The sequence below is a fragment of the Bacillus sp. ILBB4 genome (assembly GCF_035064545.1).
GTDB lineage: Bacteria > Bacillota > Bacilli > Bacillales > Bacillaceae_H > Priestia.
The window spans coordinates 65,034-87,671 of sequence record NZ_JAIQVD010000009.1 but is presented as its reverse complement, the minus strand read 5'-3'; the positions used below and the strand labels follow the sequence as shown (position 1 = coordinate 87,671).

Below are 22,638 nucleotides of genomic sequence, written 5' to 3'. Positions count from 1 at the left end.
ATGAATGCATATAAGAATGAAAAGCTCTTAATTGGTAAAAAAGAGCTTTTCATCAATTCTTACTACTTTGTTAAATCCCATTTAATAATATGTCCTGCATGTGTAAGACCTCCTCCAAATCCATAAAGTAAGAGGATATCTCCGTTTTTTAACTTACCTTCGCTTATACCTATTTGTAACGCTAATGGAATGGAAACAGATGAGGTATTTCCCATATACTCCACACTAGTTAACGTTTTGTCTAGTGAAAAGTCTGATCTTTCACATATCGACTCAATCATTCTTAAGTTGGCACTGTGTGGAACAAACCAATCCACTTCGTCCTTTTGTAGATTTGCTTGTTCTAATAACTCTGATATGCCTAAGGGGATTGTTCGAGATGCCCACTTATACACTTCTCTTCCGTTTTGAACCATCTTGCCACTAGAACTTAAAGATTGTCCATGCATAGTGGTAGATAAATTCGTACGATATACATGTTTACCTCCTTTTCCGTTTGTCCCAATGTGAGTAGCTATAAAGCTTGGATTCTCTGCGTCTCTTTCCACTAAAACAGCCGCAGCTCCATCCCCAAATAAGACGCAAGTAGTACGATCTGTATAATCTGTAACCTTTGATAAAGTTTCTGCTGTAACGACTAAAATTTTCTGATGAAGTCCAGATGAAATAAACCCGTTTGCCATATGTAATCCATAGGTAAAGCCAGCACAAGTGGCGTTGAAGTCTAGAGCACCTGTTTGAGGAATGTCGAAGTAGTCCTGTATCTGAGTGGCTACACTTGGAAACGCATAGTCAGGTGTTGTTGTTGAAACAACAATACAATCTACATCAATCAACTCTTTTTGATATTGCTCGACCAAGTTTTCAATTGCTTTAATAGCTAAGTTAGAAGAATATTCGTTTTCACCTGCAATTCTTCTTTCTCTCATGCCCGTTCGCTGTACAATCCATTCATCATTTGTATCAACAATTCTTTCTAAATCATCATTCGTAAGTCTTTTTTTAGGTACGTATGTACCTATTGCTGTAATACGTGCAGTTGATTTCATTAAAGTCACCTTTCTTCAATACCAAGATATATAAATTGATGTTAGTACTTGGTACCAATAAAGTCAATAATTTCATATGAAAAAAATGTAAAATGACATTTGAAGTTTTTTAGAGAACACATATGTATTGCTATTCTGACTACGGCTTATTTAATATTTATTTATAGAAACTAGCTCTGTATATGATATATTATAAAAAAAGAAAAATTTGGCTGAATGTATTGTTAAAATTGATATTATTATGTAAAATTTTCTTATAAAACAGACTATGTGTTACTGGCGTAAACATGGAGAACCATGAGGAAGCACATAGATAACGGCCGTACGCCTGGGCAAAGTATTTGAACATGAGTTCAAATACTTTTTTTATTTAGAAAGGGGATTTTTTAAGTGAAAGAGATTGGTTTACGGTACGGAATGAATCCAAATCAAGGTAAAGCTAAAGTTTATAAGGCAGAAAACACACCTATTAAAATCTTAAACGGAGAAGCAAGTTATATTAACTTTCTAGATGCATTAAATGCTTTTCAATTGGTTCGAGAGCTTCGACAAGCCACTAGTCAACCTGCAGCAGCATCTTTTAAACATGTAAGTCCAGCAGGTGCAGCAGTATATTCTCCACTAAATGAAACACTTGCTGAATCTTATTTTATTGAAGGTGCAGACCTTTCTCCTTTAGCTATTGCTTATGCAAGAGCGCGTGGAACAGATAGGATGTCTTCGTTTGGAGATTGTGCTGCTTTTAGTGATGAAGTGGATATAACTGCAGCTAATCTCCTCAAAACAGAGGTTTCTGATATGATTGTTGCACCAAGCTACACTCAAGAAGCACTAGAGATTCTAAAGCATAAAAAGAAAGGAAAATATTTAATCTTAGAGATTGATCCAAACTATGTGCCTGATCCGATTGAAAAAAGAACGGTATTTGGAATTACTTTAGAACAAGAAAGAAATGAGGTACAGATTGGGAAAGAAGTTTTTAATCATATTGTTACGACTCATTGTGATATTCCAGATCATGCAAAGAGGGACCTTCTTGTTGCTCTTATTACATTGAAATATACACAATCAAACTCTATTTGCTTTGCCTTAGATGGCCAAACGATTGGAATTGGTGCTGGACAACAGTCCCGTATTCATTGTACAAGGTTGGCAGCTGAAAAAGCTGATAAATGGTGGTTAAGACAACATCCAAGAGCCCTTAACATGAAGTTCAGAAAAGGCATTTCTCGTGTAGAAGTTAATAATGCAATTGATGGATGGCTGAATGATGATATTACTGAGGTAGAAAATGAACAATGGAAACGGTGTTTTGAAGAGATCCCTGCTAGGCTAAGTATGAGTGAAAAAGAAGAATGGCTAAAAAGATTAAAAGACGTTTCTTATGCATCCGATGCTTTTTTACCGTTCCGTGATAATATAGATCGTGCGGCCCAGAGTGGAGTTAAATATGTGGTTCAAACAGGAAATTCTTTACGAGATGAACAGGTTACACAGGCGGCAAATGAATATGGAATGATCATGGCACATTCAGGTATACGTGTATTCCATCATTGAGCTATGAGTTAAATATAATTAAACCAAAAGAGCCAAGACTTATAAAGGATTGGCTCTTTTATACTTTTTCCGATAAGTTACATTATGGTAACTAAGAATGGATACCTTATACAATCTAAAATCTGAAAAAGACCACCTCTTCCCAGTTAAAAGAGATGGTCTTCTTCTATTCGTTGAATCGTAGTCGTAAACGACCCTTTCACGGCGTCTTGATTAGTTTACTTATAATATGAAATTTTATTCGTTGCAGAAAACTCAGATAAAAATGTTGGGATTTATTTATAATATAATTTCCCCTGTGACAAGACCAATAAATATAGTCGCCAAAATGACAGCTATTATAGACAACAACGTTTTATATAACATACGAATAGGAAGTAAAGAATTATGTAACTTACTATTTAGATTGACAATAAGGATAACGCTAATAGCAAGTGCTCCTATTGCTATTAAGTCTATAGAAGTAAAGGGTTTGCTGATATATTTGTCAGAGAAAAAGCCAATAACAATTATTATGCTGAATAATATAAATTGGGAAATAAAATATTTAAGTTGGTTCACAAATGAATGCTCCATTCTATAGATGCTGTTATATAAAATTATAGGTCCTCAAGAGACAAAATAATATATCCAAATATCTCCTTTTTAAATTAATCTTACAGGATATATAAGTAAACTATTTGGAATAATTGAGTTTGTGTTAACCTAAACTATGTAGTTTAATAAATTAAAAAGATTTCATCAAAAAGGGGCATATTATGGGGGGTTACATCTAAGGGTTTTTTGCTGTTTATTTTATGGGGAGGAGTAAGTGCTTTTATCTTTCAATTAATCTCACCTTCAAACCTTGTTATTCAGTTTGTACTTATATTTTTCATTGGAGCTATTGGGGCATACCTTGGAAGTTATTTAAGAAAACCAGGTAAAAAATAAATGAAATGAAGATACTTAATTTAGAAGGAAAGCTCTTTGAATAAAAGAGCTTTTTATATTACCACAAATAAAATCCATTATGTTAATTAAAATTGATGAGTTATAATTTTATCCTAAAAAAGTTACGTAAAAGAGTGGTGATGTATCGTTGAGAGTAAAGGAAATAATCCCACTTGCAGTTGCAATTTTATTGATTCTGTTAGGAGTGTATCTATGGAGTAAGGGAAACTCAAAAGAATCATTTTGGGAGTCCGTATTTAACGTAATAGGAGATATATTAGTATGGAATCTACCCGTTTTTTTTACTTTCCGTGCTTGGTCTTTATTTTTATGGTTAATTGGAGTTGGCATGTTCATAATATTTATATGGGCAAAAATTAGCAATTGGTTTTGATAAATTCATAATCCTAAAACCTTGAACTAGATGCTGCTTAATTAATATTTGAAAAATAAGAAGGTGAAAGAATAGGTTAATTCTTTAATTATCTTAGGTTAATCAATAAAAGTCACCCTACTCCGAACCCTTGTCCTGCATGGGTTCATTTTTTTGCTTGGTTCCTTTAAGAGTGATTATGTTAACTAATTTTGCATATGATATACATTTTTTACTGTGTAATAATTCCCTTAGAATATTAGCCTAGGACCGGTACCATTTCTGCTTGCATACCTCTTTGGCCATTCACTACTACAAAAGTAACCTTTTGCCCTTCTTTTAAGCTTTTAATAACAACCCCTTCAGTCCCTTTAGTCCGTTCAATAGCTGTAAAATGGACAAAAAGATCAGGTCCACTTTCTGGTGTAATAAAGCCAAATCCTTTCTCATCATTGAACCACTTAACTGTTCCAACCTGTCTTTCTGCCATATAAATCTTCCCCCTAAAGTATCAGTATTTTTTTGTTTCAATAATGGTGATTATGTTTATTGAATTTCTATATTATATACATGCTTTATTGGTGAATATTCTTATTACCTTTTCCCTTTAAAGCTTCCACTACAGATCCTTTCTTTCATTTCTTAATACTGGATATCTTCCTTAGCTTCCTCCTCATCTGTTTTATTATTTTTATAGATAAATATTTTAGGAAAAATAAAGATACAAGTGAAGAAAATATCAGAAAGATTTTATTACCTTGTTAGCAGTCGGATTAATCGTTTATTTTATGTAACATACTATAAAATAAACGATTAATCACATGGAGGAGCAGCATTATGATTCGAACAATCGCTATTACACAAAACTTACACGTCAAAGAAGATGTACCCCTTGATCACTTATCTGACCCTTCCATTAAGTGGTTCTGGGTAGATCTTGCCTCTCCATCTGAAGAGGAAGCAAAAGTGTTAGAGACGTTTTTCCACTTTCACCCTTTAGCTATCGAAGATTGTCTTCATTTATTACAACGTCCTAAACTTGATTATTATGAAGGTTACAGCTTTTTAGTTCTCCATTATTTAAATAGCAACACGTTAGATGTTGAAGAAGTAGACTTATTTATTGGAGAGAATTATTTAGTGACCTTTCACTTTAAACCAGTACTCAGTATTGAAACAGTACGACAACGCCTTTTACAACATCCTAGTGGATTTAATAAAGGAGTGTCCTATATTGCTTATGCGGTTCTGGACCAATTAGTGGATGATTACTTCCCAATTGTGTATGAAATTGAAGATAAATTAAATGAAATTGAAAGCAGAGATGCAAAAAAATCAATTGCTTTACTGATGAATGATGTTTTTGATATCCGAAGTGATTTATTAAAGCTTAGAAAAACCATTCTTCCTATGCGTGATCTGCTATATCGAATTATTAATTCTGAACGTTTACATATACCTGCGGAGCAGAAAGCCTATTTCAATGACATCTATGACCACTTGATAAAATTAACAAGCATGGTGGAAGCCAATCGAGATATGACATCAGATATGAGAGATAATTACCTTTCACTTAACGCCAATCGGATGAACTCTATTATGATGACATTAACAATTATCTCCTCTATTTTCATCCCCCTTACATTTGTCGTAGGGTTATATGGGATGAACTTTGATCATATGCCCGAACTTCACTGGCACTACGGGTATTATATTGTTTTAGGAATTATGGCTTTAATGACCATCGGTATGATTCTATGGTTTAAACGAAAAGGCTGGTTTAATGTAAATAAATAATATCAGCAATATGCTGACTTATCTTCTAAAAAATGTGGCTGCTTTTTTAAGTAGTTGTTATGTCTTTTTGTTCATGTAATATGAGTTATTAGGAACCTTAAAAAAAAGCCCTTATTCTTTAAGATTTCCGATAATTTACATTGTGGTAACTAAGTTCGTATATGAGATTCATTAGAAAAACAGAAAAAACTCCCCTAACACAACAGGGAGTTTTTTCTGTTGCGTATCAAACACTGAACTATATTTAAAAATTATAATTATCACTAAAGTGCTCATAATATGAAAAATACGTTAAAAGGAGATTCAAAAATGCTTATTAAAAAGATACTAATATCTTTACCACTATTCCTTTTTGTTGTTTATTCCCCTACACACGCATTAGAGATGACGAGTACTTTTAGGATTGTAAATGATAAAAACGAGACGATTGCTTCGAAAGAAGTTTCATTTCAAGAAGGTGAGACATTATACGAAGTAACAAAAAGGGCCTTCAACATAGAAGAATCCCACGGGAATATTATATCTATAAATGGTATCCATTCAATTCCAAAGAAAAATATACATTGGGCTGTTTTTGTAAACAAAAATTTTATAGAGTTAGGTTTAGATGAAGTCACGCTCAATGAAAATGATGATGTAGTATGGGCTTTGAAAAATTGGGATAACCAAGAAATTTTAAAGTGAATAACATAGAAAATTAAAACATCCTACAAAAAGAAGTTAGTTATTATTCCAACTTCTTTTTTGTAAGTTATAATTTCCGATAATTCACATTATGTTAACTAAAGATGTATACGATATACAGCTTAAAAACAGAAAAAACTACCTCATGCGAGTAAGATAGTTTTTCTGGTGAATGTTCTAAATAGATGTATTTGACACCTTACAGTGTCTTGGATAGTTTGCCCAAATTTCAAATATAAATCCTTTGTTTCATATATTAAATTTAAGAAGGGGGAGGGATTTGAAATTTTTTATTATGAAGTAATTTGTATAAGTTGCAGAAAAAAATTCAAAGTATATGAAGGCACATTGAAATATAAACTGGTTAAAGAGAATATGAAAGGGAAATACACTTGTGAAGATTGTGGGCATAGGATACGTCTAGAAGCTATAAAAAATTTTTTTAATAGGTAAATAGATTTTTTTGAGAATCTCTGATAAACCTACATTCTTTAAGCTTAACTAAACAATTTTTTCAAAGGCCTTTGTAAATTATAATGGCCTTTTTATTTCCGATAATTGTGATTATGTTAACTATAAATGAATATTGTATAAAGATTAAAAATCGACAAAAAAAGTATATATGCGCTCATATATATTTTTGATATTATAAAGATAAATTTCCTATATTTGTTATTTTCGGTTAGGGATTAATTAAATAAGGGGAAGTGATAAAACTGAAGAATAAATTAGTAATTAAGTTATTAGCATTCCTTATGTTAATTGGGTTATTTGGCTATATAGTATATGCTGAACACCCATCTAAGCCAACATCAACAACTCAAGAACAACAATCAAATGTTTTGATAGGAAAATCTTACCTTGACGATGTTGTAAAAATTTACGTTCCATCTACTTACAATATTGATCAACCTATTGATAATAGCAAATATGTTGATCAATCTTTAGAGAAATTCTCTGATATGTTTGGGGGTGCCACTTCTGATGATGGAACAGGAGCTTGGATAGGAGACAATAAAAAATTAGTTAAGGAAAAGGTAACCATTGTTTATAGCTTCACTGAAAAATTAGATAAGAATAAAATTAATGAAGTTGTAGCGTATGCAAAAGATCTAAAAAAAGAAATGAAGCAATCTTCGATATCTATTGAAGTAAATGGAAGGATGTATTTCATTGAATAAAATGTCTCTTATCGGAAAGGCTCTTAGAATAAATTATTCTAAGAGCCTTTCCGATAAGAGACATTATGGTAATTAGACTTGTATATCTTATAAAAAGAAACTAGGCTTTTTCACTGTGTTTACCTTTTGTACCAAAGTAATTTGTCCCAATAACTCCTGCAATAATAATAATGGCCCCGACTAGATGATAAAGGTGAAATTGTTCTTTCAAAAAAATTACTCCTGTCAAGATTGTAATCAGTGTAGCAAAGTTACTGAAGACACTCATTTTAGATGCTTCTATTTTTGATAAGGCGTAATTAGAAAGATAGGAAGTAACTAAAGATGATAATAAACCTAGATAGGCAATTGCAATTACAAAATCTAGATGAACAAAAGGGGCCATAAATTGATGGATAGTGTTATTTATTAGATGATTTGTCAATGCCAAACCATTAAATGTAATAAAACCAAATAAAGTCATTATATATGTGATAGTGAATAAGGAATATCGTTGAGTTAAATTTCTAGCACATACATTGTATAGGGACGATACAAGTGCGGAAATTAAAATCAAACCACTTCCTAGTAGACTAGTATTTTTATTTTCTATATCGTTCATATACATAATATATATCACACCTACTACCGAGAAAATAATCGCTATCTTTTGACCAGGTGTAGATGTTTCTTTTAAAAATATGCTCGCAAAGATTAAGGTAAAAATCGGGATTGTTGCTTGAATAATTCCGGCTTCAGATGATGATACATTTACTAGTCCAAATACCTGAAAAGCAAAAAAGAGAGTAGGGTATAAAATAGCTAACAAAGCAATAATAGCTATATCCTTTTTAGTTACGTTTAACGATTTTTTCGTTAATACTTTTAAGGTTATAACCCCTATAAAAGCAATAGTAAATCGATGTGCCAATGCATCAAAAGGTGTAGCAATAGTTAATGCAACTTTGACAAACATAAATGACAATCCGATAATAATGGCATAAGTAAGTGCAGCTATATATGCTCTTTTCTTTTCAATCATGTGAATGACCTCCTTCAGATTTATCCGGCCGGTTATCACTATAGTAAGAGAAACTAACAATATCTACGATATGAAAAATACACATCTGTATCGGTACAGATGTGTATTTGGAGGAATACTATGCTTAAATATGAAACAATTTATCATTCTCTACTTCAAAAGATACAGTCTGGGGACTTTCAAGCAGGGGCAAAATTACCCTCAATTAGAGGCTTATCGCAACAATATATTTGTAGTAAAAGTACAATAATATCTGCCTTAAAACGTTTGGAAGAGCAACATATTATTTATTCTATTCCAAAAAGTGGTTATTACGTTGTGGAACATCAGGTTTTCGAAGAACCTACATCTACTGAAGGCGTTGATTTTGCAACATCATCTCCAACATGGCATGCATTTCCTTATAAAGACTTTCAACATTGTATTAATAAAGCGATTGATACATATCAAGAAGAATTGTTTCGTTATGGAACACCAAAAGGTTTATCTTTATTAATTGCAGAAGCTAAGAAGCTCTTAGAATCTTATCAAGTATTTACGAAATCTGAACATATCTTCATCACCTCAGGGGTTCAACAGGCACTCGCTTTACTGAGCATGATACCTTTTCCAAATAACGGATCTACTATTTTAGTCGAACAACCTAGTTACCATTTGTATATGGATATGCTGAAAACATATGGAATTCGTGCAATAGGCATCCAACGTACAGCGCAAGGCATTGATCTAAAGAAACTAGAAAAAATATTCAATGAAGAAGAGATTAAATTTTTTTATACAATGCCACGCTTCCAGAATCCTTTAGGAACGTCATATAGCAAAAAAGACAAAGAAGCTATTTTACAGTTAGCTTATAAATACAATGTGTATATTATAGAAGATGACTATCTAGCAGATTTTGAGTATAACACAAAGAATGATCCTATTTTTGCAGAGGATATTAAAGAACAGGTTATCTACTTAAAGAGCTTTTCAAAAATCATGTTTCCAGGTTTAAGAATAGGTCTAGCCGTTCTTCCTCCCTCTATTCTTAGCACCTTTCAAAAATTTAGAACGACCATAGATATAGATAGCGCTATGATTTCACAAGCTGCACTATATCTTTATATAAAAAGTGGTATGTTTGAACATAATAAATTAAAAGTAAGTAGTATTTACAATAAACGTGCACAAATTCTTCATCAATCGCTGCAAAATCATCTGGCTAATTACGAATCATCGTCAGAAATAGTTATGCATGGTCATATTTTGCTACCTAGACAAGTAAATATGAAGTCATTTATTCGTTATTTATATGAACAGGGTGTATATCTGGATTCAGTTGAAAGTAATTATCTAGCCAACTTTCACAAAGAACGGGTTTTAAAGTTAAATGTTTCAAATGTTGAAAATCACCGAGTTGAAGAAGGAGTCAGAAAAATTGCAGATGCTTTAAAAAAAAGAGGTAACTATTTTTCTTAATTACCTAATGTAATTAAGGTCTTTATCACTGTTTAAGACGAAGAGACTTAAAAGTATTATTCTTGTAATGATATATGTTTCTCTCGCATGTCTTCTATAATTTCTTCCTACCGGTAATACGTTTTATGTTAACTAAACCTATATAGCGTAACAGTTAATTTGTAGTCGAAATAATAAAAAGGCACTAACTAATTCGTCAAGGCGATTTAGTTAGTGCTTTTTTTTGCGAAGTATTCCCTTGTATCAGTTCTTTGCTTCTCAGGTAAAACATGGTTAAGTTCCTTATCTAACCATGCAAGAGTTTTATGACGAAGAAATTCACGCATCTGTTCTTCTGCCTCAAGCATGACCAAATTAATTGAACAAGTAGAATTGCTGGATTCACAGGAACTACAGTCCTTGTCTCGATATAATATACCGTTTTGTACAATATTTTTACATTGGAAAATAGGTTTGGGTCCTTCGACAGCTTGTATTACATCCCAAAAAGAAATCTCTTCTGGGGACTTAGCTAATCTATATCCTCCCTTTACACCAGGAACGGAACTTACAATACCAGCTTTAGATAATTTACCGAAAACTTTCGAAAGAAAGGTCTCCGAAAGTCCTTGGAATTCTGCTAAATCTTTTATTCCAACACTTTCTTTTGAAGGCGTATCAATTAAATAAACAAGACAATGTAATGCATATTCAACCCCGACGCTATACTGCATATAAACTCACCTGCTTTTGGTTTTAAGGGTTATCAAATTGTATCTTAGGAGTATTTTGAGTGTTTGTCAAATAGAAGAAATCTGTTTCAGTATATTATTTTTTTCATTTGACAAAAATAATCATAGGGTTTATATTAAAGACCGGATTAATCGACGATTAAATTAGTCCTTAATTAGAAATTAAAATGGCAGATTAAAGGAGAAAGACAAATGAATAAAACACTTATTATTAACGCACATCCAAAAGTAGACGATACTTCTTCATATAGCTTGAAGGTTTTTCATCACTTTTTGAAAGTTTATAAAGAATCAATACCTAATAGCGAAACAATTGAACAGATTGACCTGTACAGTGACGTAGTGCCAATGGTAGATAAAACAGTTTTAAGTGCATGGGAAAAACAACGAAATGGACAAGAGCTAACGAGCCAAGAAAAAGAAGTAACGGATCGTATGTCTGAGGTTTTACACCAATTTAAAAGTGCAGATACGTATGTCATGGTTTTACCTTTGCATAATTTTAATATTCCATCGAAGTTAAAAGATTATATGGATAATATTATGATCGCACGTGAGACGTTTAAATATACGGAAACTGGATCAGTGGGATTACTTAAAGACGGACGAAGATTGCTAGTTATCCAAGCAAGTGGCGGAATCTATACAAATAATGATTGGTATACAGAAGTTGAATACTCTCACAAATACCTGAAATCAATGTTTAATTTCCTTGGGATTGAAGATTATCAAATCGTTCGTGCACAAGGAACGAATGTATTAGATCCAAATGAGGTAGTAGAAAAAGCGTATAAAGAAGTGGAAGAAGCTGCTTCAAGATTAGCTACTAAATAAAGAAGATTCTACTAAGGGAGAGGAAAAGATATGAAAATTATTGTTGCAGGTGGAACAGGTGTAATTGGACGTTCTATGTTACCTAGATTAGTAAGAGAAGGTCATGAAGTATTTGCTATGACGAAGGATAGCAAATCCGATAAGTTTCTTAAAGGATTAGGAGTAACCCCTGTACAAGCAGATGCGTTAGATAATAACGCTGTGCTTGCTGCTTTTCAACAGGTTCAGCCTGAGGTTGTGATTCACCAGCTTACTTCATTAGGAAGTGTCAACCTAGAAGATAATGCTAAAATTAGAGTTGTTGGAACGAGAAACTTAGTAGATGCTAGTAAAGCTGTAGGCGTTAAAAAAATAATTGCGCAAAGCCTTGCCTTTACGTATGAACCAGGAGAAACTCCTGCGACGGAAGATGTTTCTTTAGATTTTGAAGCTCCAAACCCTCGAAAAATAAATGTCGATGGAGTAGCATCTCTCGAGTCAGCTGCTGCTGAATTACCCGAATACGTTATTCTTCGGTATGGACTGCTCTATGGACCAGGTACGTGGTATGAAAAAGATGGGATGATTGGTCAACAGGTATTAAAAGGTCAAGTAAAAGCAACTGATAGTGTAACCTCATTTTTACATGTAGAGGATGCAGCGCAAGCTGCAGTTGAGGCTTTAAAATGGCCAAGTGGTCCAATTAATGTTGTAGATGACGAACCGGCTTCAGGAAAAGAATGGCTTCCTGTCTTTGCTTCTGTGATTGGTGCACCTGAACCCGAAACAGAAGATGGAAGTGAACGAGGAGAGCGTGGAGCTTCCAACAAAAAAGCTAAAACAGAATATGGTTGGAAACCTTTCTATCCAACTTGGCGAACTGGCTTCAAACAATCCGTAAAAACTTCATAAGGTTAGAGTGAGTAAAAAAACTGTATCGTATATTCATTAGCCAATTAGTCTATATATTATTTACTAAAAGGAGCGTTTGATTTAACATGGCGAAAGTTCTGTATATCACTGCTAATCCAAAATCAGTTAACGAGTCTGTAGGTCTTAGAGTGGGGCAAGCTTTTATTAAGTCTTACCAAGAGTCTCACCCTAATGATGAGATTAAGGAACTTCATCTTTATCAAGAGGAGTTTCCAACAGTTGATCATGACATTATTAATGGTTGGGATAGAATGCGTAGAGAAGGAATTACATTTTCAGAACTGAGTGAAACAGAACAGAAAAAAATTAATGCCTTAAATGAATTTACAGACATGTTAATAGCTGCAGATAAATATGTATTTGTATCTCCCATGTGGAATTGGGGAACTCCTCCACCATTAAAAGCATTTATTGATTCCTTTGTGGTAGTAGGAAAAACCTTTCATTACGAGGAAGATGGACCAGTAGGTCATTTAAAAAATAAAAAAGCAATCCATATTCAAATCAGTGGGGGCATTTACTCTGAAGGGCCCTTTGCAAAAATGGATCATAGCCATCTTTACTTGAAACAGGTCTTAAATATTATTGGGATAAGTGATGTAGATGCGCTTTATGTAGAAGGGCATGAATTTGATCGAGAAAGAGCAGATGAAATTATCCATACAGGTATATCAGAAGCTAAGAAACGTGCAAAGACTTTTTAATTACTATCGTTCAAAAAAGAAGATTAATTAGAAATAGAAAAAGCCTTACATAGTAAGGCTTTTTCTACTTTCAATTAAAAGTCAGTAATCGTACATAATGAATAAAATACATCAGTTAAATAAAAATTTAGACTCTATATAGCTTTAAAAAAGAAAAAAACTGCTGGCCTAAAGGAGTTTCGAAAAGAATGTTCTACTAATAATGTATGCCATACGCAATAAGACTATTGTTTCCACAATTTATTCACGAACATTATAAATTTTACTATTATATAAACTTATATAAGTGATATCGTTCTATGTAAGATCTTTAAATTAAATTTTATCAACAACAAAAAATTGTGATGGAGGTAAAAGGTATGAATTTAAAAGAAAAGATGAGGTCAGGTAAAATATATTGCGATTTTGAACCTGAATTATTAAAGGAACGAGAAGCTGCAAAGAAATTAACAAGACTATATAATTTAAGCACCGATGATGATAAAGAGCTTAGGGATAAATTATTGGATGAATTATTGGAATCGCGAGGGGAAAATACATCTATTGAACCGAATTTTCGAGTTGAATATGGATTTAATATTAATATAGGAGACAATTTCTTTGCAAATTATGATGCAATCATCTTAGATTGTGCAAAAGTTATAATTGGTAATGATGTTTTATTTGGTCCACGAGTAGGAATCTATACAGCTAATCATGTTACAGACCCTGAAGCTAGAGCAGAAGGTGATACTTATGCTTTACCAGTAACAATTGGAGATAAAGTTTGGTTAGGAGCAAATGTAATTGTTAATCCTGGTGTGACTATTGGCGAAAATAGTATTATTGGGTCGGGAAGCGTAGTTACAAAGGACATTCCTCCTAATGCTATTGCTGTAGGAAATCCATGTAAAGTAATTAAGAAAATCTAGTTTTGTAAAAATAACATCTGTATGTTTAAACCCTTTTACTTTTTTACAAGGGTTTTTATATTTTTGTAGAACTAACAATCATATGAGTTTTTAAGTGAATAGCAAAGTATTTCATAAAAATAACCATTTACTCTTAGGTAAGATAAATGGTTCGTTTCACTCCTTATCATATACCACTCTATCTTCTACTTCTTTTTTAAGAAATTGTTTTTTTATTATAAACAAACATAAAATTTAAAAGTATTTAACTTTAGTATGATTTTAATAAAATGTATTCAATCAAAAAATATAAAAGTAACATCTTTTATATAAAGGAGTAAATGAATAAACTCTATTCTAAAAATAAAAGTTTTATTTTTTACACAGCAGTCGAAGAGAACTGCACAGTTTTCAAAACTTGCAGTCAGAAAAATAGCCTTGCTTACCTCGTTGCTACCCAGCCTCATACAGCTAAGATTGTATTAGCAGGATCGAAATATTCAATAAATAAAGTGTATCAAGCCATTCCTTGGCCTACTTATGAAATAGCACATGATGATCATCAGTTTAATTACAAAGGATCACCTTCATTACAAGCTTTAGAAGAGTATTTTAGTCAGCTTAAAGAACAGTAATTTATTTTATGGATAATATTATGCAAAAGACCTTCTAACTGAATAGAAGGTCTTTTACATAATATTGAATCTTACATTTTTAACCTATAGGTGCAATGCCTATTATTAATGAAAAATCATTGTAATGATTTGAATTCAATATGTGGTGGGTAACTAGACCAATATGAAATTGGTCCAAGTGCTTTAGAAATTTTCATCATATCCTTTTGGTCCCCCTACTTTTGAATTTACTGCAAGCATACTATTTATTCTATTAAAACCGTTCGTAAAAGTGTATATATTTAAGAGAACGTTCGTATTTTCCTTCGAAACTTAAACGGACGATAAAAATGATAGATTTCATATCCAAAAGAAAAGTCCGTAAAAGTATACTTTTACGGACGAGATATTTAAATCTATTAGAAAATTTTAGAATAATTATTATCGATAACAAAATAAAAAACCTTTATTTCCAATAATATTCGGTGTTTATTTTTTTGATTATTAAAAGCTTTATGCAGTTTTTACTGCATAAAGCTTTTAATAATCAACGATAACCCAATTGCTATACAAAACATACTATTGTAAATACAGTTTTTATTGCTTGGATAAACCGTTTTTCATCTGGTTTCTACTGCTCATTGTTTGCATAGTTGGTGCCCCTGTTTTATTTCCATTTCCTCTTATTATCCAAATCACTAAAGTCCCAATTCCTATGCTTAAAAGTGACAGTAGCATGCCTCTGTTATTATTTTTCTTTGCAAATAGGCCATTAACATTAAATAAAGAAGTTAGCTGCTGTACATTATTCATTATGCAAATCCCTCTTTGATAAGTGTTTGAAAGAAATCTCTCTTCCAACATCTTTATTTTTTACCGACGCTACATATATATACTGGGAAAATGATCTATCGTTACTTGGGTTTTCAAATTATTTCCTGTAATTATTTAAAAACCAATGTAAACCTTAATACATATATGACTATTAGAAGGAGTGGAAAAAGAATGAAGACAAAAAAATATGTACTGGGACTCTTATCAGCTATTTTATCAGTAGGATTTCTTTTTGGTTGTAATGATAAAAAAGATGAAGCTGAGCCTGATCCAACTGAAGAACCGTCCGAACAAAAAGCTCAAAATAATCGTGATAACAATGATCTACGAGACGTGGGATTTCAACCCGACGGTGTTCAAAATAACAATGTAGATAATAATAATCAGACACGATTAGAGGTAGCTGATAAAGCTGCGGATCGTATTGCTAAATTAAATGAAGTAGATACTGCGAATGTGATTGTTACAAACCGAAATGCATACGTGGCTGTTGTTTTAAAGAATGAAGCAAACGGGGAGGTAACCGACCGTTTAAAAAAGAAGATTTCAGATCAAGTAAAAGTTACAGATAAAGATATTCGAAATGTGTATGTGTCATCCGATCCTGATTTTGTGAATCGTATGGAAGGGTACGGAAATCGAATTAATGAAGGTTCGACAAGAAATGGCCTATTTGAAGATTTTACTGAAACCGTTAAAAGAGTATTCCCTAACAATCGTTAAACAGAAATGATGAGATATAAAAAAGTAATTTTTTATGTTTTAGAAAGAGAGGCCTCCTTATAGATTAAGGAGGTTTCATATATGCTTCTCTCTCTATTATACGAAATGACTTAATAGTTATTTTTGGTTCCTTTTTGCTATCATAGGAGCATTGATTATGTAATGGATGCTTCATTAGGAGAGAAGAGTCTATCTAAAATTGAAGGAGAAAATCAGGATGGATTATAAACTATTCAAGATAATTAATCAACTGGCTGGTCGTTATTCTATATTGGATATGCTGATGATATTGGTTTCAAATAAGATACGTTATCTATTCGCTTTTGTGTTAATGTCGATGTGATTTCGAGGCCATTCGTACAGAAAAGTGATCAGATATGCCTTAATATCTGCGGCCTTTACGTTGTTGATTGACATGTTAATTCAATGTTTTTATTTTAAGCCTCGTCCTTTTATAAAGCACCGTGTCGGCATCCTTATTCCTTCAAAGATGAACTCCGCATTCTTAAGTAAACATACGTTGCTTACAACTGCTGTAGCCACTTCTATTTTTCTGCGTGAACGTGTTCTTGGGTCAGTTATGTGGGGAATGTCCTTGTTAACAGGATTCTCAAGGATTTGGGTAGGGCATCATTATCCCTCTGATATTGTCCGAAGCCTCTTTATTGGTAGCTTGACAAGTATTATCGTTGAGAAAGTTTTTGGTTCTCTAAAAATAATGAATCCAAAATCAAAAAAGTATTATGCCCAAATACGTAAATGAAGCATTTTCACTAGCTAATAATGTCTCGATTCTGTACTTGCTTTAATAATTAGTTAAAGCAGTTACTATAGCGAAGGCTTCTACTAATAACGACAAGATAAAGCTCTTAAGGGGAAAAATCCCTAAGCGCCTCATTTTCAGTTGTAAAATTTGTATTTAGGCTGATGAGCTAAACAATCTTACCGATCTCCTGTAGTTTATCATCGAGTTTTATACATATGAGATTTTAAAATTATTTATTGCTTAAGTCTCTTTTTGTTTTATCACTGGATTTATTTAAGACAAATCCTGTAATTAGCTCATTAAATTGAACCCACTTTTTTGTAGGCAGTTGGTGACCCTGTTGTGGTAAAACAAAGAATTCAGCATGCTTACATTTATTTTTATACTCTTTCATATAGTGGGTAGTCCAATCCTTTTTCCCACCATATATAAACAACAAAGGCATAGTTAAGTGATGAAGTTTGTCTAAACAGTTATAGTGTAATGAATGATTATAATACTGATACCATGATTCTTGATCTGCTTTTTTCATATAACTAACTAGGCTCTTTCTTAGTGTCTTGTCCTGAGTATGGCTTATAGAAAGGCTTTTTATTAATATATTTAGGTGTTCTTTTACCATATACATTCCTATTTTATGTAATAGTTGTCCAGGTATATCTCTTACTATAGGGTAAGTTCCTGAGAAAACTAATAATTCGATTCTATGGGGATGATAAATAGCCAGCTCTTGAGCAATTAGACAGCCAGCAGAATAACCACATATAATAGCCTTGTCTAAATGCAGCGCATCCATAAAACGCAATACTTCGTTTGCATAGAAGGAAATTGATACAGTTTGTTCAGCTCTAGGACTTCGTCCATGACCACTTAAATCTGGAAAGATGACTCTCATATGCTTGGATAAATCGTATTGATAATGGAAGACTTTATTTCCCATGCCAGGTGGATGAATAAAGATGACTGGCATACCCTGTCCACGCTCTTCATAATACAAGTATTTATTAGTGTCTATTTCAATAAAAGGCATGATTATTTCTCACTCCAAAATCAATTAATAATTACTTTTTAGTTAAGGGTAATCTAGTTTATGAAAACCAAGATCTTTTTTCATCTTACATTTAACTCCATATAATTAACTATTTGTTCTATATTGTTTAAAATCAAAGATCCTTTTTATTATTTATTATGAGGTTATTATAGTGAGACTATACAGACTAAAAAGGAGGAGATTTTAAAATTGTTAATAGAATCTCTGATAATGCTGATTATGTGAACTAAACATGTATACAATACAAAGCTTAAAAAGCAGAAAAACTCCCATCGGTTGGAAGGGAGTTTTTCTGCTTTTTAGGAGTTTGCTATAGTATTATGATTTATCCATCTTGAGTAGTTTGCTTAAAAGATAAACTTTTATTCATTTACATAAAAAGAAAAAACATTCATGACAGGTAGCTAAAGCTTATACATATAGTAAGAGATAAATTGAATAAAAAGGTGATTATTATGTTTCGAAAAATACCGGTTGTTCTTGTCGGAAGCTTATTATTAAGTATAGGAATTAATGGATTTTTAGTTCCTCATTATTTGTTAGATGGAGGAACAATTGGAATTGCTCTCATCCTTCACTATTATTTTGAATTTCCTACAGGTGTAACGATGATTATTTTGGGCTTACCATTATGTTGGTTTGCTTGGGTTTATGAAAGAACTTATTTTTATAATAGTTTTTATGGGTTACTTATTTCTTCTTTATTGATTGATTGGCTAGAGCCTATTAAAGACCAGTTTCAACTTCCTGTTTTTCCTAGTGTAATCTTTGGAGGGATATTTATTGGGACGGGGGTTGGTCTTATGCTTCGATACGAGACAAGTACTGGAGGAACAGATTTACTAGCACAACTTGTATCAAAAGCTTTTTCCTTAAACATAGGGATGGTTATTTTAATTATAGATGGTTTTATCATAACAGCAGCTCTTCCTTTATTAGGACCTAAAACGTTTCTTTTTTCATGTTTGACAATTTTTATAGGTGGAATGACGACTTCGTTAATTACAAAAAAGGAATAATTAGGATTATAAAGTTAGTATTTTCTATCCTCCGTTTTTTGCCCCTCCCTTTCTACAACCTTCAATCGCTTTATAAGTTCATGTTAATTATTTTAACTTATAAACCTAAAGTCCTTCTAAAATGGCCTTCTTTTAGAGTGAACTAAAATACATAAACCTTTTCGTAAAAATTAAGGAATGCTACTATAACATTTGTTTGATTATAAATTGAATACCATATCTCTTTCTAAATCATACTATATAAGTACATTTGTATTTATATGAAAATCAGGAGGGTCTATTAATGAGCAATGTTAATACACCGGCAATTGGATTCATTTACAACGGTGAATTTTACGAGATACTTATAAATCAGAAGTCCACAACATTTAAGGAAAACATTAGCCCCCAGGAATCTAGATTACCTACGAAGTTAAACTTTCCTGGTGAAGACGAAAAAAAATTAGTTTTTGTTTCCTATAATTCCACCGGAAATGGTCAGACACCAATAATACTTGAGAAATCTAATCAATTACCAGAAAACGCTATAAAAATGCTATTAGAATACAGTATTGATTCGTCTAGACCTTTCTTATAAAGGAGACTTAATGTGGAATCTATTTTCAAAAAAATATAGCATAATTCTTCATAAGGACTATTTTTATAGGAACTAACATATTATATAATGCAGACTTTTTATGCATTCACCTTCCACTGGGGTATCGAGAAAACGTATTCATATCAAGGATGTATAAAAAGCTGCATACTCCGGAAAAAGAACCCTTGTCAGAGTCCTGGGACTGACCCCTTATAGTAGACAGTAAAAAGAAAGGTCATGAATCTATAAGATTCATGACCTTATTAGTGCCTATATTTATGATTGCGTTAAATAAACATGTATATCATATACGGCTTAAAAATAGAAAAACCACTGGCGTATATCAGTGATTTTTCTACGATGCATGTTGTCAGCTCTACAAACCATGAGGATTTCCAAATGGACGCTTCACAGCGTCTTAAGTAGTTTGCTCAAGATAGTAAGAACTTATGTGTAGAAAGGAGAAAAGACTTCTAGTGTCTAATCATTAGTTTTCTTCTTTATAAGATATACATTCCTAAGTTTTGGACAATCCTATTAAAAAGTTGTCTTAGTGAGAGGAGAAGAGAGAAAATACTAGTAAATATTATTATGGGATTTATTGTACCTTGGATTTTTGGATTTATTTTATACAAAAAGGAATCTACAATTGTCCTTTTAATTGCACCAATAGGAATGACAGTAGCCTTTATACTAAATGAGTGGGGAACTAATTATTTTTGGCAGTTTGAACCAATTTTTAGAAATCGAAGTTTATCTGCACTTCCTTTAAATATGGGTTTCTATCCGGTCCTAGCTTCTTATTTAGTTTATTTTAAAATAAAAAAGAGGGTTAATACCTTTCTGCTTTTAATTTGTTTTACTCTTTTTACTACAAGTTTTGAAGGCATTGGTTTAATCTTTGGAAAAGTAGAGTATTTTAATACTTGGAGTATTATTGGAACTTTTATTAGTTATCTAATAGCTTATATTATTATTTATGGTTATTATCGAATTTTAGTAAAACATCAACTTTTAAAAAATTAAGCCCTACTTTCTACAAGTTACTTGAATTAAATGATTTGTAAGAAAGAGAATAGCAAAGGGACCAATCAAAGCAATGATGTATACAATAAAGACCTTATATAATTTATGATTCATGTATATTAAATCCACCTTTATATACTAGAGTGAGTATTGAATGGTTTCTTAAATAGAATGTTCAACTAAAGAAAAACTCATTCGTGCCCATACCATAAAAGCGAAAAAGTTACTGTGACCTAATCAGTAGCTTTTTCTATACTCTATTACCGTAAGTAATGGAGGAACTTAATCTTATCCATCTTGAGTAGTTTGTTCATATTAGAAGAAGGCATTCATCATTTGGACTACTTGTGCCTATAATGGCGAATATGTTGACCAAAGTATATATTTAAAGTAGATTTTTTAACCAATAAGAATTTTTTCTTCTGCATACCGAATTTTAGATTGTTTATTTGAACGAATCGCAAGTACAAAACCAATGGTAAGAGGACCCACTCTGCCAATAAACATCATAATCGTAATGAGAACTCGGCCGATAGGACTTAAGTCGCCTGTAAAATTAGCACTTAATCCAACTGTTCCAGAAGCAGAGAACGTTTCAAACAAAAGGGTAGACATATCTACACCCTTTTCTGTGATTGTGAGTAGAAAGAAAATAATAGAAACAAAAATAATCCCAGAAGTAGCAATAGAAAAAGCTCTATAAACAAGCGATTTAGGAATTCGGCGTCGAAAAACATTAATCTCTTCTTTATTTGTCAATACTGACCATAAAGCAAACAATATTAAGACAAACGTAGTTATTTTAATTCCACCGCCTGTTGAACCTGGGGCTGCTCCAATAAACATAAGACTCATCATATACACTTTTGAAGGTAATGTGAGCGCTCCGATATCTAAGGTATTAAAACCAGCAGTACGAGGAACTACACCCTGAAAGTAAGCTGCCCACCATTTATCACTCATGCTTAATTCACCCAAAGTATGAGGGTTATGATATTCTAAGGCGAAAATACTGAGTGTGCTCATGACATTTAGTGCAATCGTTGAAACTAATACAATTTTAGTGTGAAGAGAAAACTTCCTTATGTTTCGCTTCTGAAAAATATCTGCAATGACAAAAAATCCAGTTCCTCCTATTATGAAAAGTAACGTAATCATAATATTTACGGTTGGATCTCCTACCCATTTACTTAAATTATCTGGTTCCAAACCAAATCCTGCATTGTTAAAAGCAGATATAGAATGAAATATCCCATAATAAATAGCCTTTCCCCAGCTCATTTCTTGAGACCAACGAATAGCTAGGATAAGAGCTCCAATACCTTCCACAGCTAATGTAATTAGCACAACACGTTGGACTAATACAATAACGCCTTGTAGCGAAAAAGCATTTAGAGATTCCTTAAGTATTAACCTTTGTTGTAATCCAATTTTTTTACCTAGTACAATAAACATGAGTATGCCAATAGTCATGAATCCCCAGCCACCAACTTGGATGAGCACAAGCAAAATAAGCTGGCCGAATAACGTAAATGTAGTCCCCGTATCTACAACAGCTAGTCCTGTTACACATACAGCAGAAGTGGCTTCAAAAAGAGCATCAATAAAGCTTAAATGATGTCTATCACTTGTAGCAGCAGGGATCATTAATAATCCGGTACCGAGTAATATTAACCCTAAAAACCCTACGAACAAGATACTTGCAGGTTCCAGATGCTTCACTTTATGTTTTTTACGTGGCTTAGAAATTATCATATTACATTTCCCTTCAAAATGTTTTGATTAAAGGCTTATTATACATCATACCCATTTATTCAAAAAGTTGGTCATTGCTTTTATTCTCTTCGTAGCTTCGAAGTATTTACATTATGGTAACTGCACGTGTATACCTGACAAAGCTA

22 protein-coding genes, 1 pseudogene and 1 riboswitch are annotated in these 22,638 nt (G+C 32.4%); of the genes and pseudogenes, 15 read left to right on the top strand and 8 right to left on the bottom strand.

The window, feature by feature from the left end:
* Positions 1 to 62: 62 nt before the first annotated feature.
* Positions 63 to 1,049 carry a ketoacyl-ACP synthase III gene (locus LAV82_RS25840; protein ID WP_499717222.1) on the bottom strand — a complete coding sequence of 329 codons (987 nt, stop codon included), beginning with the start codon at positions 1,047 to 1,049 and terminating at the stop codon, positions 63 to 65.
* A gap of 262 nt (positions 1,050 to 1,311) precedes the next feature.
* Positions 1,312 to 1,390: riboswitch (ZMP/ZTP riboswitch) on the top strand.
* Positions 1,391 to 1,439: 49 nt separating this feature from the next.
* On the opposite strand from LAV82_RS25840, the gene LAV82_RS25835 reads away from it, so the two are divergent.
* The gene (locus LAV82_RS25835; protein ID WP_499717221.1) at positions 1,440 to 2,606 is read left to right on the top strand and encodes a phosphoribosylaminoimidazolecarboxamide formyltransferase; all 1,167 of its coding nucleotides are present in this window, start codon (positions 1,440 to 1,442) and stop codon (positions 2,604 to 2,606) included.
* Positions 2,607 to 2,885: 279 nt separating this feature from the next.
* Here the strand turns inward: LAV82_RS25835 and LAV82_RS25830 are convergent, their stop codons facing one another.
* Both LAV82_RS25830 and LAV82_RS25825 read right to left on the bottom strand, forming a co-directional pair.
* Positions 2,886 to 3,167 carry a hypothetical protein gene (locus LAV82_RS25830; protein ID WP_499717220.1) on the bottom strand — a complete coding sequence of 94 codons (282 nt, stop codon included), beginning with the start codon at positions 3,165 to 3,167 and terminating at the stop codon, positions 2,886 to 2,888.
* A 1,004-nt stretch (positions 3,168 to 4,171) separates the two neighbouring features.
* A complete protein-coding gene (locus LAV82_RS25825) occupies positions 4,172 to 4,402 on the bottom strand; it encodes a cold-shock protein (RefSeq protein WP_499717219.1) in 231 nt (76 codons plus the stop codon).
* Positions 4,403 to 4,749: 347 nt separating this feature from the next.
* Here LAV82_RS25825 and corA point away from each other — a divergent pair, with 347 nt between their 5' ends.
* The 3 genes from corA to LAV82_RS25810 all read left to right on the top strand — a co-directional run bounded on the left by corA (position 4,750) and on the right by LAV82_RS25810 (position 7,574).
* Entirely contained in the window at positions 4,750 to 5,709 is a 960-nt protein-coding gene (gene corA, locus LAV82_RS25820; protein WP_176583633.1) for a magnesium/cobalt transporter CorA, read from the top strand.
* Positions 5,710 to 5,988: 279 nt separating this feature from the next.
* On the top strand, positions 5,989 to 6,393 hold the full coding sequence (locus LAV82_RS25815) for a DUF4430 domain-containing protein (RefSeq protein ID WP_176583634.1): 405 nt from the start codon (positions 5,989 to 5,991) through the stop codon (positions 6,391 to 6,393).
* Positions 6,394 to 7,100: 707 nt separating this feature from the next.
* Positions 7,101 to 7,574, top strand: a complete 474-nt coding sequence (locus LAV82_RS25810; RefSeq protein WP_499717218.1) for a DUF3574 domain-containing protein — start codon at positions 7,101 to 7,103, stop codon at positions 7,572 to 7,574.
* A 100-nt stretch (positions 7,575 to 7,674) separates the two neighbouring features.
* Here LAV82_RS25810 and LAV82_RS25805 read toward each other — a convergent pair whose 3' ends face one another.
* Positions 7,675 to 8,595 (bottom strand): DMT family transporter, encoded by a 921-nt coding sequence (locus tag LAV82_RS25805; RefSeq protein WP_499717217.1) that lies wholly within the window; start codon positions 8,593 to 8,595, stop codon positions 7,675 to 7,677.
* A gap of 120 nt (positions 8,596 to 8,715) precedes the next feature.
* Here LAV82_RS25805 and LAV82_RS25800 point away from each other — a divergent pair, with 120 nt between their 5' ends.
* Positions 8,716 to 10,056, top strand: coding sequence for an aminotransferase-like domain-containing protein (locus LAV82_RS25800; protein WP_499717216.1), 1,341 nt, complete (start codon positions 8,716 to 8,718; stop codon positions 10,054 to 10,056).
* Positions 10,057 to 10,262: 206 nt separating this feature from the next.
* Here the strand turns inward: LAV82_RS25800 and LAV82_RS25795 are convergent, their stop codons facing one another.
* Positions 10,263 to 10,769, bottom strand: coding sequence for an RrF2 family transcriptional regulator (locus LAV82_RS25795; protein WP_176585792.1), 507 nt, complete (start codon positions 10,767 to 10,769; stop codon positions 10,263 to 10,265).
* A gap of 210 nt (positions 10,770 to 10,979) precedes the next feature.
* On the opposite strand from LAV82_RS25795, the gene LAV82_RS25790 reads away from it, so the two are divergent.
* The 5 genes from LAV82_RS25790 (at position 10,980) to LAV82_RS25770 (ending at position 14,762) form a co-directional block, all read left to right on the top strand.
* On the top strand, positions 10,980 to 11,621 hold the full coding sequence (locus tag LAV82_RS25790) for an FMN-dependent NADH-azoreductase (protein WP_211079983.1): 642 nt from the start codon (positions 10,980 to 10,982) through the stop codon (positions 11,619 to 11,621).
* Between the two features lie 30 nt (positions 11,622 to 11,651).
* A complete protein-coding gene (locus tag LAV82_RS25785; protein ID WP_499717215.1) occupies positions 11,652 to 12,512 on the top strand; it encodes an NAD-dependent epimerase/dehydratase family protein in 861 nt (286 codons plus the stop codon).
* An 86-nt stretch (positions 12,513 to 12,598) separates the two neighbouring features.
* Entirely contained in the window at positions 12,599 to 13,237 is a 639-nt protein-coding gene (locus LAV82_RS25780; protein ID WP_211079981.1) for an FMN-dependent NADH-azoreductase, read from the top strand.
* A gap of 359 nt (positions 13,238 to 13,596) precedes the next feature.
* Complete coding sequence (locus LAV82_RS25775) at positions 13,597 to 14,148, top strand: sugar O-acetyltransferase (RefSeq protein ID WP_499717214.1); 552 nt, start codon at positions 13,597 to 13,599, stop codon at positions 14,146 to 14,148.
* A 320-nt stretch (positions 14,149 to 14,468) separates the two neighbouring features.
* Positions 14,469 to 14,762 carry a hypothetical protein gene (locus tag LAV82_RS25770; protein ID WP_499717213.1) on the top strand — a complete coding sequence of 98 codons (294 nt, stop codon included), beginning with the start codon at positions 14,469 to 14,471 and terminating at the stop codon, positions 14,760 to 14,762.
* Between the two features lie 576 nt (positions 14,763 to 15,338).
* Here the strand turns inward: LAV82_RS25770 and LAV82_RS25765 are convergent.
* The gene (locus tag LAV82_RS25765; protein ID WP_043979275.1) at positions 15,339 to 15,554 is read right to left on the bottom strand and encodes a hypothetical protein; all 216 of its coding nucleotides are present in this window, start codon (positions 15,552 to 15,554) and stop codon (positions 15,339 to 15,341) included.
* Positions 15,555 to 15,746: 192 nt separating this feature from the next.
* Here LAV82_RS25765 and LAV82_RS25760 point away from each other — a divergent pair, with 192 nt between their 5' ends.
* A complete protein-coding gene (locus tag LAV82_RS25760; RefSeq protein ID WP_052500317.1) occupies positions 15,747 to 16,298 on the top strand; it encodes a YhcN/YlaJ family sporulation lipoprotein in 552 nt (183 codons plus the stop codon).
* A gap of 217 nt (positions 16,299 to 16,515) precedes the next feature.
* Positions 16,516 to 17,061 (top strand): annotated as a pseudogene (locus LAV82_RS25755) (phosphatase PAP2 family protein).
* A gap of 232 nt (positions 17,062 to 17,293) precedes the next feature.
* Here the strand turns inward: LAV82_RS25755 and LAV82_RS25750 are convergent.
* Positions 17,294 to 18,094: an alpha/beta fold hydrolase gene (locus LAV82_RS25750; RefSeq protein WP_499717212.1), complete on the bottom strand. Its 801-nt coding sequence runs from the start codon at positions 18,092 to 18,094 to the stop codon at positions 17,294 to 17,296.
* A 455-nt stretch (positions 18,095 to 18,549) separates the two neighbouring features.
* On the opposite strand from LAV82_RS25750, the gene LAV82_RS25745 reads away from it, so the two are divergent.
* The 3 genes from LAV82_RS25745 (at position 18,550) to LAV82_RS25735 (ending at position 20,737) form a co-directional block, all read left to right on the top strand.
* Positions 18,550 to 19,134 (top strand): YitT family protein, encoded by a 585-nt coding sequence (locus LAV82_RS25745; protein WP_499717211.1) that lies wholly within the window; start codon positions 18,550 to 18,552, stop codon positions 19,132 to 19,134.
* Between the two features lie 283 nt (positions 19,135 to 19,417).
* Positions 19,418 to 19,711, top strand: coding sequence for a hypothetical protein (locus LAV82_RS25740; protein WP_499717210.1), 294 nt, complete (start codon positions 19,418 to 19,420; stop codon positions 19,709 to 19,711).
* 591 nt (positions 19,712 to 20,302) lie between these two features.
* The gene (locus LAV82_RS25735) at positions 20,303 to 20,737 is read left to right on the top strand and encodes a CBO0543 family protein (protein WP_499717209.1); all 435 of its coding nucleotides are present in this window, start codon (positions 20,303 to 20,305) and stop codon (positions 20,735 to 20,737) included.
* Between the two features lie 399 nt (positions 20,738 to 21,136).
* Here the strand turns inward: LAV82_RS25735 and LAV82_RS25730 are convergent, their stop codons facing one another.
* On the bottom strand, positions 21,137 to 22,492 hold the full coding sequence (locus LAV82_RS25730) for a TrkH family potassium uptake protein (protein WP_499717208.1): 1,356 nt from the start codon (positions 22,490 to 22,492) through the stop codon (positions 21,137 to 21,139).
* Between the last annotated feature and the right edge of the window lie 146 nt (positions 22,493 to 22,638).